Consider the following 16,664-nt stretch of genomic DNA (forward strand, 5'->3'; position numbering starts at 1 on the left):
CAATTAGACTTCGGCAAAATCTCTTGTGGGTTAGGCATCCTGCCTGCCATACAGTTTCTTTTCTTTTCAGGTCAATTAGACTTCGGCAAAATCTCTTGTGGGTTAGGCATCCTGCCTGCCATACAGTTTCTTTTCTGGAGAAATCTATGATATAGTTTCCGCTTGCCTCGCAATTACTCTGTGTAGAGGCAATTAGCAATTAGCAATTAGCAATTAGCAATTAGCAACAAAGCGATTTTCAGCAACAAATATAGACCTAGCAGAACTATTTTATTTGTGGCTCAATTCCTAACTATGGCATTAACGGCAGCGTCACCGTCACAATTGTGCCCATGTTAACTTCACTTTCTATCTGAATTTTGCCTTGATGCAAATCCACGCAGTTTTTAACAATCGCTAGTCCCAGTCCCGTACCTTGAATCCCATCGACATTGCTACCGCGTTGGAAAGTTTCAAACAAACGTTGTTGGTCCCATAAGGGAATGCCTATTCCTTGATCTATTACCCGGAAGGTTCCCCAGCCATTATCGCAGTTTAAATCCAACCAAATGTTGCCGCCTTCGGGGGAATATTTAATCGCATTTGAGAGTAAGTTGGTGAAAATATGCTCCAACAAAACTTCATCCATTTCCACCGATTTGCATTCCCCTTGACAGCTAAAGGTAATCTCGTGCTGACTGTTGGTAATTTGAAATTTTTCTACCAGGTCGCGGCAAAATTTTTCCAAATTAAGCGGGGCGGGTTGGTATTGCAGTTTACCCGCTTCATTTTTACTTAAAAGCAAGATTTCATCTAACAATTTTACCATACGAGCGATGGCATTTTGAATTTGTTCGCCAAATTGATTTTTGTTTTCTTCGGTAAAGTTATTGCTATAGTTTTGCAGCATTTCTGCATAAACACCAATCGTAGTTAGGGGGTTGCGGAACTCGTGGGAAACCATGGAAATAAAGCTGGATTTTAGCTGGTTGAGTTCGCGTTCTTTTTCCAAGTTTTTGATAATTTCTGCTTCGGCGCGCTGGCGATCGCTGATATCCCTCCCCTCGGCAATCAGCAGAATTACATTCCCTTTTTCCTCGGTCAAGGGTTTGAGGGAAAAGTCAATCCACACCCGCCGATCAAAAGCGTCGCGCACCTCAACTTCATAGCGGACAAACTGACCAAGAGCAGCATCGTCAATGGCTATTTTCAACCATTCCTGGGTTTCGCGCGAGTAATTCCAACACTTGGTTTCCCACAACAGCAACCCCACAAAATCTTCTGGTTTAGCACCGCTAAATTCAAGCGCGGTTTGATTAATTTCCACGATAATTCCCTCAGGGGTTAATAGCGCCATAAATTGAAATGTTTGGTCAAAAATTCCTCGGAAGCGACGTTCGCTATCCTTTAGCTGTTTAAAAAGTTCTCCCCGTTCAATCGCGTAGCGAATTGCTCGGATTAATAATTGACTGGTAATCTGGTCTTTAACTAAATAATCTTGCGCTCCTTTAGCTAGCGCTTGCAGTGATAATTCCTCATCATTAGATCCGGTTAGCACTACAATCGGAATATCCGGTTCGGCGCGATGAAAGTCTATTACCGTATCCAATCCATCTGAGTCGGGAAGGCTAAGGTCTAACAACACCACATCAAACCGAAAATCTTTGCACAAGTCAATCGCATCTTCTAACCTTTCGACATGTATCAGTTGCCATCCATCTTGATGGGAAAGCGAAAATATCCGGCAAAATAAGCTGGCATCGCTGGGACTATCTTCTACTAATAAAACGTGGATGGGTGTCTTGTACATAAAATATTTTTCTCCCAATTGGATGGGTCGTTATGTTAGATGATGTCCGGCAAATAGCGCTTAATTAAAACTCAGAGCGTCTTTGCGTCCCCTTGTCCTTAGCGTCAGTCCTAACTATGGGTATTCAAACGGAGATGATGTTACTAGCATGGCAGTTTGACCGCCGCCAACCAGAAATCTTCGATTAAACCGATAATATCGAGGAATTGCTGGATATTAACGGGTTTGGTAATATAGCAATTAGCGTTGAGATTGTAAGCGCGTAATATATCTTGCTCATCGGCTGAAGTAGTAAGAATTACTATAGGAATTCGTTTTAGATCGGGGTCTGATTTGACTTCGTGCAGCACTTCTCGCCCATCCATTCCCGGTAGGTTGAGGTCGAGTAAAATTAGGTCGGGGCGGGGGGCGCTGGCATACTCGCCTTCACATAGAAGAAATTCCATTGCCGATTCGCCATCTTCAACCCAGTGCAAATTGTTTAGCACTTTGGCGGTTTTTAACCCTTTGATTGTCAGGTTGGCATCGCTGGGAGAGTCTTCAATTAGTAAAATTTCAATCGGTCTATAGTTAGTCATCGGAGGAGGCAGTGGAAAGGGTAGATTCAGCAATTACACAAAGAAACCGGGTTTCTAGGCTGGGAGATTGTTAGTTAAAATCCTTAGGTAAGGTAAAATAAAACGTTGTCCCTACTCCTGGTTGAGATTCTGCCCAGATATTCCCGCCGTGGCGTTCGACAATTTTTTTACAAATCGCCAAACCGATGCCAGTACCGGGAAATTCTTTTCGAGTATGGAGACGTTTGAACAACTCAAAAATGCGTTCGAGATACCGGGGCTTAATGCCAATCCCATTATCCCTCACTCCAAACACCCATAGATCGTCTTTTGGTTCTGCCCAAATATGAATTTGGGGGGGTTCCTCGCGGCGGAACTTGATGGCATTGCCAATCAAATTTTGAAATAATTGGGCTAATTGCGCTTTGTCGGCGATCGCTAAGGGCAGCGTGTCGTAGGTAATAATAGCGTTATTCTCTGCGATCGCCACCTGCAAATCGTTCAGCGCCTGACGCAGCGCCTCATTGCAATCAGTGGGAATAAATGGTTTACCGCGAGTCCCGACGCGGGAATAACTCAGCAAGTCTTGAATCAACTGTCGCATCCGCGTTGCGCCATCGACGATGTAACCCATATATTCTTTGGCAGTTTGATCTAAATGCCGTTCATATTCTTGCTCTAATAATTCTGTATAACCAGTTACTGCCCGCAATGGTTCTTGCAAATCATGAGAAGCTAAATAAGCAAATTGCTCTAGTTCCTGGTTAGACCGTTGCAAATCTAGCGTTAGTTGTTCTAATTTCCGTTCTGCTTCCCTTCGTTCGGCAATTTCAACTTGTAAGGCAGCGTTGGTTTCCGATAGTTCTTTTGTGCGTTCTTGCACCCGAATTTCTAACCAATCTCGCGCTTGTTTCAGTGCTGCTTCTGCTTGCTTGCGTTCGCTAATATCGCGAGAAATACCGATCGCGCCAATGATGTTTCCCTCCCCGTCGCGCCAAGGACATTTCACAGTCAAGAATGTCTCCATCTTTTCCTGCTTGGGCACAACCTCCTCATAAACTAAAGCTTTCCCCGTCCTGATAATTGCACGATCCGCCTCGATAATTTGAGCAGCTATTTCCGGTGGGAATAATTGATTGTCATCTTTACCAATCATTTCTTCTACCGTCGTTCCCAGAAAATTAGCAGCTGTAGAGTTGGCGATGACATAGCGATTTTGCAAATCCTTGACAAAGACAATATCGGGGGTACTTTCCAGCACGGAATTCAAGATACTGTTGCTTTTGTAAAGTGCTGCTTCTGCTTGCTTGCGTTCGCTAATATCAATCATCGTAGACCGACTCATGATAAAGTTACCCGCAGCATCTTTGATGGCAATAGCACTCAGACTCACTGGCAAGATCGTGCCATCTTTGCAAAGCATCTGGAATTCTAGATCGCCCACCCAACCGCGTTCTTTGAACCGGGGAAAATTTGCTTGAAAGGTGGACAAACTCTCCACTGTTAGCAAGTCGGAAAACTTTTTCTTACCAAGTATCTCCTCCCGCGTATATCCCAACATTTTTAGTTCCGTATCGTTAATCAAAACAAACCTGCCATCTCGATCTAACGAGTGATACCCGCAGGGGGCATTATTGTACAAATCTCCCAATTCCGCAGCGGTTTGTTTTAGTGCCTCTTCCGCCTGGTGGCGTTCGGCAATTTCAGCTTGCAATGCTTGATTTATTTCTAATAGCGCTGCGGTGCGTTCCTCGACTCGCATTTCTAACTCTTCGTTAGCGCGTTCTAGTGCTAATTGCGCTTGTTTTAGCGGGGTGATGTCGCGAGAAATTGAGAGAGTAGATGTCACCGAACCATCAGGGGCAAATTCTGGTGCTATCAGAGATTGAATTGATTTTACTCCCTGGGCACTTGGGTAATTGAATTCCACCACATTCATTTCACCCGTCGCGAAAACTTTTTGATAGCTTGCTTGTAAAAACTCTGCTAATTCTGCTGGTAAACCGAGTTCTGAAAATGTTTTACCAAGGAATCCTGCCGGTGGAATTTTCGCTTCTCTTTCTAACGCTGAATTAACATAGGTGTGTCCCAGTTGCCCATCGACTCGAATAATGATATCCGGACTGTTTTCTAATAGGGTTTTTAATTCCCTCTGACTGCTTTTTAAAGCTGCTTCTGCGTTGGTGCGATCGCTTATTTCCTTTTTCAGCAGAAAGTAAACTCCAAACAGCAAGACAAAACTCAAGGAATAGCCAAGAACAACCACAAGGATGGTATTTTTAACGCTAGCATCTGTCGCCGCTGACCGCTGCTGCAATAAACTTCGTTCTTCCTTGTCCATTGCTGCCAGTTTCCCTTGCAATTCTTGCTGTAACTTTTCTCCTTGATTGGTTATATCGATTTGATTCTGACTGTCCGATTTGTTCTGTTGCAACGATGCGATTGACTGTTGAAGCACAGTTAATCTTTTAGCAATCAACGGTTCAATTTCATCTAGTCTGCGCTGTTGTCTGGGATTATCAATGGTTAATTCCCGCACCGCTTTTAGCGACTTTTGAGTTGTTTGACTCCCCGTTCGGTATGTTTTTATAAAAATGGCTTCTCTTGTAAGAATATAACCCCGTCGTGCGCCCTGGGCATCTTTAAGACCATCGGAGATTTTCTCTAAATTTTCTAAGACTTGATGAGTATGTTCTACCCTTTGTTTGTTCTCCATCAATCTTTGTACGCTCAGGTAAGAAGCTATCCCCACGCCAGTCAACAAAAGCAATGCCAAACTAAACCCACCTGCTACGAGTTTTTCCGATAAATTTTTCATCGTAGTTTTACCCTCGCTGCTCAAATCCTTTTTTAACTATAGCGTCAGCAGGTGGTTACATCCATTTTGTTTTTACTTATCTTTAGATTTTCTGTTTGATCGGGAGGGCGATGCTAAACTCTGTTCCTTTACCTTGATCTGAACATACCTCTATTTTACCCCCATGTTTTTGAATAATTTGCTCGCATATGTAAAGTCCTAACCCTACCCCATGAACTCCCTGTTTAGTTGTAAAAAAAGGTTCAAATATCTGAGCTTTCACCTGAGGACTAATTCCCAAACCATTATCCCTTATTTTGATTTTAATTTGTTCATTTTCGCCTACTTCAGTTTGAATTAAAATCTTTTTAGTCGTTTTTTCTGTGGGTAATAGCAGCGCGTCGATGGCATTACCAATGATATTCATCAATACCAGGTTGATTTGGCTGCGGTAACAATCGACTGGCGGCAACTTCCCATAGTTTTTACTAACTTCTATTCCTCTTTTTAGCCGATGGTTCAGAATCAAAAGAGTGGTATCAATTGCTTCGTTGATATTAACCGCTTGCATTTCATATTCATCAATCGTGGAGAAATTCCGCAAAAATGAAATAATTTGACGAATGCGATCCGCTCCTAATTTCATAGATGAAAACATTTGGGGCAAATCTTTATTAATGAAATTCACATCAATTTCTTCAGCAAATCTTTGAATTTGAGTGGCAGGATGGGGATACTGCCGCTGGTATAGCTGCAATAAATGGAGTAAATCTTCAGTCTGGTTGCTAGCATGGGTAAGGTTGCCGTATATAAAGTTAATCGGATTGTTGATTTCATGGGCAAGCCCTGCCATAATTTGACCCAAGTTAGACATTTTTTCAGCTTGAATGAGTTGGGATTGAGCTAAATTTAGATTTTGCTTAGCCTCGATTGTTTCCCGCTCTTTTATTTCAATTTTTTGGTTAAGATGGTCGCGCAGGCGCTCCAAAGCTTGAATCGCGTTTTTGTTTTGCTTGTCCAGGTATACAGGAATTTTAGCAATCATAAATATCAAAACAAGCGTCGCAATAACCAGGCAGAGTAACAGGTATACTTTAGTCTGATTCACCTGCTGTTCTGTTGCTAGTTGAATTTGCTTGCTAAAACTTGGATAACTTTCCAGAAGGCTGAAAATTGAATTCTGAGCTGTTTGTAATAAGGAGTCCTGTTGCAGCTTAGTTTCGTAAAGCTGATTTCGCAGGTTCAATGCCGCTATGACTCGATTCATTTCCGCTGAATTTCGCCTTCCTTCGGCAAACAAATTAGCGCGAACTTTCTCAGGATTGCGAATTCCCAATTTATCGTATTCTTGTTCCAGTTCCATAAACTTTTCGTGGCCTTGCTGCCATATATTCCAATCCCGCATAAATTTTTGGTAGAGGTTGCTTTCTGCCTCGTTTTTAAATAGATTTTCATCGACTAAATTCAAACCCTCATTAATTTGCGACCAAGCTTGGTCGATCGTTTTTAAAGCAGCTTGTCTTTGTGCGGGCAGGATTTCTGGCACGAGCAATAAGCGTTCCGATGATTCGATTTTGGTTTGCCCCCGATCGATTTTCCCAAGTCCCTCTATACTTGGCAGGCTAGTCTGACTCATGGTATTGATGTAATTAGATAGCTCTTGTGTTCCTCTATACCCGACAAAGGCAACCGCCAAGACGATCAAAGCCACGATTAAAAAAGCGCTGACAAGCTTTTGTTTTAAATTAAGTTTGGCAAACATGCTGTTTGTCTTTCCGGTTTGGCTAAATTGCTAAAAAGGTAAACTGGATGGCTGTGAAAAGTGTTTTGCACTACCCGACGATCGCTGACTACTCAAAAAGTTACCAACAGCTAAAGTGCAGGTCAACTTACGCAATTATTATCGAGCAATAGGGGTACGATTGTCTTGCACGCCCGCTGGGATTGTCCTGGAAGCACCCGCGACGGGTGAAGCGGATCGCGCTCTAAAAATAGACCTCATATCATGTCCCTTTGAGTACCCATAGTTAGGACTGAAGCGGGGATGCTAAGGACGCGGCGACGGGGAGAGTTTTAATTATGGGCGATTTGCCTGAAATCATATCAAAACAAAACCAACGGGTCTGAGGCAAACAAACCCGGTTTCTATGAAAAATCGTTGGTTTGGCAACTAGAGATCTACCTAGCAACCCGGTTTCTATGAAAAATCGTTGGTTTGGCAACTAGAGATCTACCTAGCAACCCGGTTTCTATGAAAAATCGTTGGTTTGGCAACTAGAGATCTACCTAGCAACCCGGTTTCTGGTGATAGGAGCGAGTCCTGACCAAGTCAAAGGCAGGCAGGATGCCTACTCCACAAGAGTTTTTGCACAAGTCTAATGCGGTCATCCCTTTGCTATTACCTCCCTCTCCCCCCTCCCTCCCCTCTCCCGCAAAAAAGCCGTTCGGGCAAGGTGGAAAATCCGAACTATATAGATCGACAAAAAATCGTTAAGTTTAATGCAGGAGGGGAAAATAAGCTTGCACCCTGCTTCAGCGCTATAAGCTGTCACGATTAGGAGTAATTGCACAATGGCTATAAAAGATCAACCTAAACCCTCTCGTTCGCGCCAGATCGGCAGCATATTATTATTGCTGTCGGGGGTATTGTTGCTGGTGAATCTATTTTTACCTTCTTTGTTTGGTCCTGCCATTCCCCAAGTGCCTTACAGCTTGTTCATCCACCAAGTCGAAGAAGGCGATGTAATGGGAGTTTCTATCGGGCAAAACCAAATCCGCTACCAAATTAAAGGCGAAGAAGGCAAACCTGGACAAATCCTTTCTACCACGCCGATTTTCGATATGGAGTTGCCCAAACGCCTAGAAGATAAAGGTGTTGTGTTTGAAGCTGCACCGCCACCGAAAGGCGGTTGGTTTACGACGCTACTAAGTTGGGTGATTCCTCCGCTGGTGTTTATTGCGATTTTCCAATTTTTCATGGGACGCGGCGGGGGTGGTTCCCAAGGTGTCCTCTCGATTGGCAAGAGTAAGGCTAAGGTTTATGCAGAAGGCGAAGCGGCTAAAATTACCTTTACCGATGTTGCTGGGGTAGAAGAAGCCAAAACCGAGTTAGTCGAAATTGTCGATTTCCTCAAAACTCCCGGTCGCTTTACGGCAATTGGGGCGCGCATTCCCAAAGGCGTGCTGTTAGTTGGACCTCCGGGAACGGGTAAAACTCTGTTGGCGAAAGCAGTAGCAGGAGAAGCAGGAGTACCTTTCTTCAGTATCTCTGGTTCGGAATTTGTCGAGTTATTCGTTGGTGTCGGAAGTTCGCGGGTGCGCGACTTGTTTGAACAAGCAAAAAAACAAGCACCTTGCATTATCTTTATCGACGAACTCGACGCGATTGGTAAGTCTCGCAGCAGTGCTGGTTTCTACGGCGGTAACGACGAAAGGGAACAAACTCTTAACCAGTTATTAACTGAAATGGATGGGTTTGATGCTGGTAAAGCAACTGTAATTGTTTTAGCCGCAACTAACCGTCCGGAAACTTTAGACCCGGCATTGTTGCGTCCCGGACGCTTTGACCGTCAAGTATTGGTAGACCGTCCTGACTTATTGGGTCGCGAAGCAATTTTGAACATTCACGCCCAAAAAGTTAAACTGGGACCCGATGTGGATTTAAAAGCGATCGCCACTCGCACCCCCGGTTTCGCAGGCGCAGATTTAGCAAACTTAGTCAACGAAGCTGCTTTATTAGCCGCCCGCAATCGTCGCGAAACCGTATCCCAAGCCGATTTTGCCGAAGCTATCGAACGAGTAGTCGCTGGTCTAGAAAAGAAAAGCCGCGTCCTCAACGATAAAGAAAAGAAAATCGTCGCCTATCACGAAGTCGGTCACGCTTTGGTCGGCTTTTTAATGCCCGGTAGCAACCGAGTCGAGAAAATTTCCATCGTCCCCCGCGGCATGGCAGCCTTGGGATACACCTTACAACTGCCGACGGAAGACCGTTTCTTGATGGACGAAAAAGAACTCCAAGGTCAAATAGCCGCCTTGCTGGGCGGAAGAGCAGCCGAAGAAGTGGTTTTTGGCAGCATTACCACAGGTGCTTCCAACGATTTGCAACGCGCCACCGACATGGCAGAACGGATGGTAACCACCTACGGCATGAGCAAGGTTTTAGGACCTTTGGCTTACGATCGAGGGTCTAACGCCATGTTCCTCGAAGGCGGCGCACCCAACCCGCGCCGGATGGTGAGCGAAAATACCGCAGAAGCGATTGACAAAGAGGTGAAAGATATAGTTGAAAATGCCCATCAACAAGCCGTGGATATTCTCAACGAAAATCGCGATTTGCTGGAAGCGATCGCCACTAAACTTCTAGAAGTAGAAGTGATCGAAGGCGAAGAACTCCACAACCTACTAGGTCAAGTTCGCCCCGTAGCTAAAGTTCACGCTACAGTCTAGAAAATTGCAAATTTGAGATGGCAGATTGCAGATTGAAATAAATCTGCCATCTGCCATTTTCCTTTTTTATATTTGATATGATGTCCGCCTAATTACCCTGAATAAAAATCTCGACCCGTCCCCCTATCCCCACGTCCCCGCGTCAGTCCTAACTAAGGGTAATCAAACGGACATGATATGAGATGGCAGATTGAAATAAATCTCAAATCTGCCATCTTAAATCTTAAATCCAAAATCGGCAATCTAAAATTTTCCTGGTTGGGTTTTCCACACCAATTATGGAGGGAGTAAATCTCCGAAAACTAAGTTCCAACTGCGGAATCTAATTTAAGACAATCTAACCGACTAATCAACCAAACCATGAACCAAGTCCAACGCATCGCCGAACTCAACCGCATCCGTAAATTCAGCCGCTGGTTGGATAGTGCCTTTAAAATTCCGGGAACAAACTTTCGCTTTGGTTGGGACCCGATAATTGGCTTAGTACCGGGGGCAGGAGATTTAGTCAGTACGGCACTTTCAGCTTATATGATTTATTTAGCCGCCCGCTTCAGATTGCCGCCTAAAATTTTCCTCAAAATGCTCATCAACCTCGGCATCGAAGCAACCGTCGGCACGATACCTTTAATCGGGGATATATTCGACGCCTTCTTTAAGGCAAATATCCGCAATTTTGAACTCTTAGAAAAACACATTCAGTCAGCTGAACCAGAACTTAGTCAATCCGTTCCATTCATGGCTAAAACCGAAACATTTGTCAGATAAAATGCGGTTGGATCGGGATGCTAATTGCTAATTGCTCATTGCTAATTGCTCATTGCCGTGACTGGGTTGAGTAATTCCGATGCAACTGGAAACGATATCATACCAAAATAGGCGGTATCTTTACAGTATAATGTTGCACCCTGTCCTTCTCCCAAACTTCATACCCAGGTACAAAATTAGTAAATTGCTAATGGCTAATGGCTATACTTCCCAAGGTGATAAACTTACAGAAAATGTTACTCAGGGGAAGACTAACTTTTCTAGCAATTAGCAATTAGCAATTAGCAATTAGCAATTACCCATTACCCATTACCCATTACCCATGTGGAAATATATCGTCAAACGCTTGCTGAGTCTAATACCAGTCTTGTTGGGAATTACGCTTTTAGTCTTCGGACTGCTGCATCTGATTCCCGGCGACCCAGCCACTGTACTATTAGGAGAAAGAGCCACACCAGAACAAATTGAAGCCGCGAGACAGCGCTTGGGTTTAAATCAGCCTTTACCGCTACAATACCTCGTTTTTCTAGCTAACATAGCACGCCTTGACTTCGGCACGAGCATCCTCAGCGGTATTCCCATTATTGAGGAAATTAGCAACCGTTTTCCCGCTACTTTTGAATTATCCGTCGCCGCCATGTTAATAGCTATTTTTCTAGGAATTCCGGCTGGGATTTTCGCCGCCATCCGTAAAAATAGCTTCTTAGATAATTTAACCATGAGCGGCTCTTTGATTGGCGTATCTCTGCCAGTTTACTGGTTAGGACTGCTATTAATTTACCTATTTGCAGTTAACTTACAATGGCTCCCTCCCAGCGGCAGAATTAGCGTTGACACCGGATTTACTTTTCAGCCGATTACTGGCTTTTACCTCCTCGATTCAATCTTAAAATTGGATATAATCTTACTCCAAGATGTGCTATCTCATTTAATTTTACCAGCAATAACTTTGGGAACAATTCCCTTAGCCATTATTGCCCGAATTACCCGCAGTGCCATGCTGGAAGTTTTATCTCAAGATTATATCCGCACCGCCAGGGCTAAAGGATTACCCGAATATTTGGTAATTTTCCAACATGGGCTAAAAAACGCATTTTTACCCATCATTACGACTATTGGTTTGCAATTCGGCACGCTGCTTGGCGGCGCTATTTTAACTGAAACAATTTTTTCTTGGCCGGGAATTGGTTCGTGGATATATGAGGGAATTCTGGCGCGAGATTATCCAGTTGTACAAGGAGGTGTGGTATTTGTATCCGTAACTTTTGTCATTATTAATCTTATAGTTGATATTTTTTATATCTTTTTCGCTCCAAGGATTCAGTATAAATAACGTTATCCCGTAGGGTGCGTTAGCGCCAGCGTAACGCACCTGCTTTGGTTTGGTGCGTTACACCAAATCCGGGTTAACTACCCTCTTTATGCCAAACGACTAAAGTCGCGGCTATTGCATTCAAAGCAAGGCGTAGCGGGCTATAAAATAAAGGGGGTTTAGAACCCGGATTTGGTATTATATCATGTCCTTAAGCATCGGTAGCGTAAGCAAAGGAAGGGTTTATTTATCTTTTGCGCTGCGTTTAAACATATCTCGTAAAACCCGCCCCTACAGCATAAACAACTATACACAACCTTTGCTAACGGACATGATATTACACTGCGTTAACGCACCCTACTATTGTGATTTTGGTAGGGTGCGTTACACTGCTTTAACGCACCCTACTATTGTGATTTTGGTAGGGTGCGTTACACTGCTTTAACGCACCCTACTATTGTGATTTTGGTTGGCTGCGTTACACTGCTTTAACGCACCCTACGATGGCGATCTTGGTAGGGTGCGTTACACTGCGTTAACGCACCCTACTATTCTACGAACAGGTGAATGCACTTCAACGGTTTTGGCAATCTACGTCGGGCAAGATAGGCTTGATCTTGACGCTGATAATCGCATTATTAGCGCTGTTTGCGCCTATTTTATATCCCTACGACCAGGCTACAGACAGGAACTTTCAAATCAGGTTGCAACCGCCAAGCGTTCAACATTGGTTTGGTACTGATGGTTTGGGACGGGATATTTTAGTTTTGGTATGGTATGGGTTACGCACTTCCCTCACCGTTGGTGTGGTATCTGTAGGTTTGGGTTTGATAATTGGGTTATTTTTGGGACTGGTGGCAGGGTATTTCCGGGGCAAAATTGAGATTGCGATCGGCTGGGTGACGGATATTTTATTGGCTTTTCCATCGATATTGCTGGCAATCGCTATCGTAACTGTATCCGGCCCCAGTCTGCAAAGTGCGATGCTTGCTGTTGCTGTCGTCCAAATCCCGATTTATATCCGCTTAACCCGCAGTATGGTACTATCCTTACGCGAGCAAGAATTTGTCCTGGCGGTTCAAGCTTTGGGTGCGTCTCCCACCCGCATTATTTTTTACCACATCTTGCCTGGAAGTCTTGCACCTTTAGTAGTACAAGCAACTCTCTCCATCGGCACTGCTACTCTAGAAGCAGCTGGTTTGGGGTTTTTGGGTTTAGGGGCACAACCCCCAACTCCAGAATTAGGCACGATGTTGGCAGATGCTTTTAAAAGCGGTTATTCTCTCACTTCCCCTTGGACTACTATTTTCCCCGGTTTGTTTATTACCCTGACTGTCCTCGCGTTTAATTTGTTGGGTGATGGTTTGCGCGATAGTTTAGATGTGCGAGCGCAATCATAATGCTAATTGCTAATTGCTAATTGCTAATTTTGCATTTTTTCCGATTTAGCCATTAGCTGTTTGCAATCCCATTGATTCTCGTTCCCAGGCTGAGCCTGGGAACGAGTGGGGGAGGCAAGAGCCTCCCCTGCAAGATGTCAATTCTACGATGTCAAACCGTCACCTTTCTTGAGCATTTCTTTCAAGAACCAACGGTGTTTTTGGTGAACTTGCACGAGTCGAGTATAAAGATCTGCCGTACCGATGTCGCCAGCGGTAGCTGCTGCATCTGCATCTTTGTGCATTTCGGCGATAATTAACTCGTGGGTGGCAATCGCTTCTGCAATCATCTCCCGCACCGATAGTTTACCCGCCGATGGCGTTACCGTTGCTGTGGGAATATATTCTGCCGGGTCGGCAACTGGACTACCATCAATCATTAAGCTGCGTTCTGCTAACTCGTCTATCATCGCAAACACTTCGCCGCCTTGTTCCTCAAACAACAAATGAATGTCGCGGAATAATGGTCCAAAGGTCAGCCAGTGGTATTTTTTGTAATTGAGATAGGCTATCAGAGCATTCGCTTGTTGGCGGTTAAGCGCTGTCACTAATCCAGTTTGTTGGGTTTCAAGTGTAGCGGTCATAGTTTCCTCGTTGATCTTTAAGCTGAAACTTTTCTTCGCTGCTGGCTATATTTCCTCATGACTTTAGAATTGTAACGCTCAGTCCGCTTGGATCGAGCAGCTGGCAATTCCTAGGTGTCATTCCCATATTTAAATCATACTCATAACGACTACAACTTGCCACCGACAAGTAGGATCGGCGGCCAAAATGTCAGCGAAGCTTGACAATAGAGAGCATTAACAGAAAGCCAATTTCCAGCAGGTAGCTGATGAAGACGCTGGGATTGAGGATACCATCCCAAAGCAAGCCGTTGCGTTTTGGTTTGTTAGTGCGCTTAAAGACGCGAATCCAGTCGCCAAATATAGCAGGGCCGCGTAGATTATACTCAGTGACCAAAATACGTTCAAGTTCGGCGGCGCGGGGGTAAAAACCGCGCTGGAAGTGCTTCCACTGACCTTCTAGCACCCAGAAGAACGCGGGGATAGCACAACCGAGTAAAGCAATCAGACCTTGCTTTTCTTGCAGTGCTAGGGCGATAGCAGCACCCGTCCCGGTAATGCCGAGGGCTTTAATCACCCAGATTTGTCGATTGTAATCTTCAATAGTGTTTTGGATGAAAAAGTATTCTTCTTTAAGCAGAATTAGCTCAAATTCCCCCGTTGACTTAAACTCGCGGTTGGCAGGTGTAACCTTAGACATGATGCAGCCTGTGAAAATACTCAAATAAAGGTATTGCCAAGTATTGTAGTGCTGGAAGTTGAGTAGGGAGAGGGAGAAGCAACCCCTGTGTCAAAATATTGGTTTATGCTTAAAAATAGCCTGAATCTTGCTTTTGATGACGTTTCAACGCTTGAGTAACACTGGGAAATCTTGGAACTTTCTCATCCTTTTAATCGCAACGCAGTGGATAAGCGGACAGGTGGCGAGTGCAAATGCTCAAATACTTTCCCCGCGTCACCGCGTCGCCGCAACGCCGCGTCAGTCTGAGTCGATATGTCCAAGCGAATTGCCAGGGGCGATAGATGGGATTGCCTCTCGTCCCCAATTCTCCCGCGCCCGCTGGGGCATGTCGATCCAAACTTTATCTAATGGTCAAACTTTATACACCCGCGAAGCCAACCGTTATTTTATCCCCGCGTCTAACGTCAAACTATTGACAACTGCCGTTGCTTTACGCCTATTGGGTGCAAACTATCGCATTCGCACTTCTATTTATGGTAGCGAAGAAGTCTTGCGCGTCGTGGGGCGGGGAGATCCCAGCTTGACGGATGCACAGTTAAGAGATTTAGCACAACACCTGAAGCGTCGGGGAATTCGCCAGGTAAAGCAGTTAATTGTGGAAGATGGTTACTTTCAAGGACAACTGCTTAACCCGGAATGGGAATGGGGAGATTTATATGCATATTATGGAGTTTCTGTCAATAGTTTAATTTTAAATCAAAATACGATGGCGCTAACGCTTTCGCCGCAAGAAGTAGGACAACCTTTAAAAGCGGTTTGGGGTGAACCTTTAGCCGCGCTACAGTGGGTGTTAGAAAACCAATCGGTTACCGTCGCCAGTGGGATGCAAAGTTCGGCTGAAGTTAACGGCATTTTGGGTCAGCCAGTGTTGCAAATTCGGGGGCAATTAGCCGTTGATTCTAAACCCGTGACGCAATTTTTGGCAATTCGAGACCCGGGGAAGTATTTTTTGCAACATTTGCGGATTGCTTTAGCAGCAGAAGGGATTACGGTTGCACAAGCTTCAGTTACGTCTAAAGCTGGGAATGGAAATGAAGCGGAATTAGCTTTTGTGGAGTCGCCAAACTTATCCAAATTAATTGCGGATACGAATCAGCCGAGTAATAATTTGTATGCAGAGGTGTTGTTGCGAGCGCTAGGGGTTTCTCGTAATAGTAATTCTCCCAATTCTGCCGAAGAGGGTTTAACTGTAGTCAAAGATACTTTAACCCAATTGGGAGTAGATGCATCGGGTTACGTGCTGGCAGATGGCTCTGGTCTTTCGCGTCACAATTTAGTTTCTCCAGAAGCATTGGTGCAGGCTTTAAAAGCGATGGCAAGATTGCCAGAATTCAATATTTTTCGCGCATCTTTACCCGTTGCAGGAGTTAGCGGCACCCTGAGAAATCGGTTTAAAAATACACTTGCCCAAGGGATTGTACAAGCGAAAACAGGCACGTTAAGCGGTAATACGGCTTTATCTGGATATGTGGATGCGCCGAATTATCAGACGGTAGTTTTTAGTATTATTGTGAATCAATCGGAGCAGTCGGTTGCACCGCTACGTCAAGGGGTGGATGAGATGGTGGTTTTGTTGACTCGTTTAAAGCGTTGTTAAATTGAACCGCAGAGGACGCAGAGGACGCAGAGGAGGGGAGGAGAGAATCTATTGCCCTCAGACTTAAGTTTTTTGCGGAACGTATTGATTGCTACAACAGCATTCTTTTTCATGGGAAATCATAATTGAAGAGAAGGAAAGCTATTTATGGCAACATACAAGGTTACTTTAATCAACGCTGGCAGAGGTTTCCAACAAACGATTGACGTTCCAGATAGTGAGTCGATTCTGGGAGAAGCGGCTGAACATGGGATAAAAATTCCTTTCGAGTGCGTTGTGGGTGCTTGCGCTACCTGTCAAGGAAAAATCATTTCTGGGACGGTGGATCAGTCTGAACAGATGTTTTTAAGCGAAAAACAAGTTGCCCAAGGGTACGTGCTGACTTGCGTTGCGAAACCGACTTCTGACTGTACCCTTGAGGTGGATCTTGATGATTATCTCTAACATCAAGAATGTGATGGGATTTTAGCAGGGGGTGGTGCGATCGCCAGCGCAACCAATTCTCTGGTTTCCTCGATCGTCAGCTTTGGTTGAGTCCAGAGGATTTCCCATTCCTCCCCCGATCCAACTAACTCCATATCATTGTCTACCCCTGGTCGTCCCAAAGCTTTAATCATCAGCCTCGCCAAGATACATTGACTGGCAACTTCCGTCATC

At 44.6% G+C, this 16,664-nt stretch carries 13 protein-coding genes; 6 read left to right on the forward strand and 7 right to left on the reverse strand.

What is annotated here, in order from left to right:
• Nucleotides 1–292: 292 nt before the first annotated feature.
• The 4 genes from ACE1CM_RS34620 to ACE1CM_RS34635 form a co-directional block, all read right to left on the reverse strand.
• Entirely contained in the window at nucleotides 293–1,789 is a 1,497-nt protein-coding gene (locus ACE1CM_RS34620) for an ATP-binding protein (protein WP_374883430.1), read from the reverse strand.
• Between the two features lie 143 nt (nucleotides 1,790–1,932).
• Nucleotides 1,933–2,367: a response regulator gene (locus ACE1CM_RS34625; RefSeq protein WP_374883432.1), complete on the reverse strand. Its 435-nt coding sequence runs from the start codon at nucleotides 2,365–2,367 to the stop codon at nucleotides 1,933–1,935.
• Nucleotides 2,368–2,437: 70 nt separating this feature from the next.
• Nucleotides 2,438–5,164: a PAS domain S-box protein gene (locus tag ACE1CM_RS34630; protein WP_374883433.1), complete on the reverse strand. Its 2,727-nt coding sequence runs from the start codon at nucleotides 5,162–5,164 to the stop codon at nucleotides 2,438–2,440.
• A gap of 82 nt (nucleotides 5,165–5,246) precedes the next feature.
• Nucleotides 5,247–6,905 (reverse strand): ATP-binding protein, encoded by a 1,659-nt coding sequence (locus ACE1CM_RS34635; protein WP_374883435.1) that lies wholly within the window; start codon nucleotides 6,903–6,905, stop codon nucleotides 5,247–5,249.
• Nucleotides 6,906–7,714: 809 nt separating this feature from the next.
• Here ACE1CM_RS34635 and ftsH4 point away from each other — a divergent pair.
• The 4 genes from ftsH4 (at nucleotide 7,715) to ACE1CM_RS34655 (ending at nucleotide 13,066) form a co-directional block, all read left to right on the forward strand.
• Nucleotides 7,715–9,589, forward strand: a complete 1,875-nt coding sequence (gene ftsH4, locus ACE1CM_RS34640; RefSeq protein ID WP_374883436.1) for an ATP-dependent zinc metalloprotease FtsH4 — start codon at nucleotides 7,715–7,717, stop codon at nucleotides 9,587–9,589.
• 360 nt (nucleotides 9,590–9,949) lie between these two features.
• On the forward strand, nucleotides 9,950–10,354 hold the full coding sequence (locus tag ACE1CM_RS34645) for a DUF4112 domain-containing protein (RefSeq protein WP_374883437.1): 405 nt from the start codon (nucleotides 9,950–9,952) through the stop codon (nucleotides 10,352–10,354).
• Between the two features lie 322 nt (nucleotides 10,355–10,676).
• Nucleotides 10,677–11,687, forward strand: a complete 1,011-nt coding sequence (locus tag ACE1CM_RS34650; RefSeq protein ID WP_374883439.1) for an ABC transporter permease — start codon at nucleotides 10,677–10,679, stop codon at nucleotides 11,685–11,687.
• Between the two features lie 542 nt (nucleotides 11,688–12,229).
• The gene (locus ACE1CM_RS34655; protein WP_374883440.1) at nucleotides 12,230–13,066 is read left to right on the forward strand and encodes an ABC transporter permease; all 837 of its coding nucleotides are present in this window, start codon (nucleotides 12,230–12,232) and stop codon (nucleotides 13,064–13,066) included.
• Between the two features lie 143 nt (nucleotides 13,067–13,209).
• On the opposite strand, the gene ACE1CM_RS34660 is transcribed toward ACE1CM_RS34655, so the two are convergent.
• Both ACE1CM_RS34660 and ACE1CM_RS34665 read right to left on the reverse strand, forming a co-directional pair.
• Complete coding sequence (locus ACE1CM_RS34660; protein WP_374883441.1) at nucleotides 13,210–13,689, reverse strand: Dps family protein; 480 nt, start codon at nucleotides 13,687–13,689, stop codon at nucleotides 13,210–13,212.
• A gap of 190 nt (nucleotides 13,690–13,879) precedes the next feature.
• Nucleotides 13,880–14,368, reverse strand: coding sequence for a hypothetical protein (locus ACE1CM_RS34665; protein WP_374883442.1), 489 nt, complete (start codon nucleotides 14,366–14,368; stop codon nucleotides 13,880–13,882).
• Nucleotides 14,369–14,504: 136 nt separating this feature from the next.
• Here ACE1CM_RS34665 and dacB point away from each other — a divergent pair, with 136 nt between their 5' ends.
• Together dacB and ACE1CM_RS34675 are read left to right on the forward strand one after the other, a co-directional pair.
• Entirely contained in the window at nucleotides 14,505–16,007 is a 1,503-nt protein-coding gene (dacB, locus tag ACE1CM_RS34670) for a D-alanyl-D-alanine carboxypeptidase/D-alanyl-D-alanine-endopeptidase (protein WP_374883443.1), read from the forward strand.
• A 147-nt stretch (nucleotides 16,008–16,154) separates the two neighbouring features.
• Nucleotides 16,155–16,451 carry a 2Fe-2S iron-sulfur cluster-binding protein gene (locus ACE1CM_RS34675; protein WP_226594007.1) on the forward strand — a complete coding sequence of 99 codons (297 nt, stop codon included), beginning with the start codon at nucleotides 16,155–16,157 and terminating at the stop codon, nucleotides 16,449–16,451.
• A gap of 2 nt (nucleotides 16,452–16,453) precedes the next feature.
• On the opposite strand, the gene ACE1CM_RS34680 is transcribed toward ACE1CM_RS34675, so the two are convergent.
• The coding region (locus ACE1CM_RS34680; protein WP_374883425.1) for a hypothetical protein at nucleotides 16,454–16,664 on the reverse strand (211 nt) is incomplete at its 5' end.

Source organism: Microseira sp. BLCC-F43 (genome assembly GCF_041929235.1).
In the GTDB taxonomy this organism is placed as follows: domain Bacteria; phylum Cyanobacteriota; class Cyanobacteriia; order Cyanobacteriales; family Aerosakkonemataceae; genus Microseira.

What these genes read in the sequence shown, in the direction of transcription:
- ACE1CM_RS34620 (WP_374883430.1), bottom strand. Translation starts at nt 1,789, where the DNA reads ATGTACAAGACACCCATCCACGTTTTATTAGTAGAAGATAGTCCCAGC.
- ACE1CM_RS34625 (WP_374883432.1), bottom strand. Translation starts at nt 2,367, where the DNA reads ATGACTAACTATAGACCGATTGAAATTTTACTAATTGAAGACTCTCCC.
- ACE1CM_RS34630 (WP_374883433.1), bottom strand. Translation starts at nt 5,164, where the DNA reads ATGAAAAATTTATCGGAAAAACTCGTAGCAGGTGGGTTTAGTTTGGCA.
- ACE1CM_RS34635 (WP_374883435.1), bottom strand. Translation starts at nt 6,905, where the DNA reads ATGTTTGCCAAACTTAATTTAAAACAAAAGCTTGTCAGCGCTTTTTTA.
- ftsH4 (WP_374883436.1), top strand. Translation starts at nt 7,715, where the DNA reads ATGGCTATAAAAGATCAACCTAAACCCTCTCGTTCGCGCCAGATCGGC.
- ACE1CM_RS34645 (WP_374883437.1), top strand. Translation starts at nt 9,950, where the DNA reads ATGAACCAAGTCCAACGCATCGCCGAACTCAACCGCATCCGTAAATTC.
- ACE1CM_RS34650 (WP_374883439.1), top strand. Translation starts at nt 10,677, where the DNA reads ATGTGGAAATATATCGTCAAACGCTTGCTGAGTCTAATACCAGTCTTG.
- ACE1CM_RS34660 (WP_374883441.1), bottom strand. Translation starts at nt 13,689, where the DNA reads ATGACCGCTACACTTGAAACCCAACAAACTGGATTAGTGACAGCGCTT.
- ACE1CM_RS34665 (WP_374883442.1), bottom strand. Translation starts at nt 14,368, where the DNA reads ATGTCTAAGGTTACACCTGCCAACCGCGAGTTTAAGTCAACGGGGGAA.
- dacB (WP_374883443.1), top strand. Translation starts at nt 14,505, where the DNA reads ATGACGTTTCAACGCTTGAGTAACACTGGGAAATCTTGGAACTTTCTC.
- ACE1CM_RS34675 (WP_226594007.1), top strand. Translation starts at nt 16,155, where the DNA reads ATGGCAACATACAAGGTTACTTTAATCAACGCTGGCAGAGGTTTCCAA.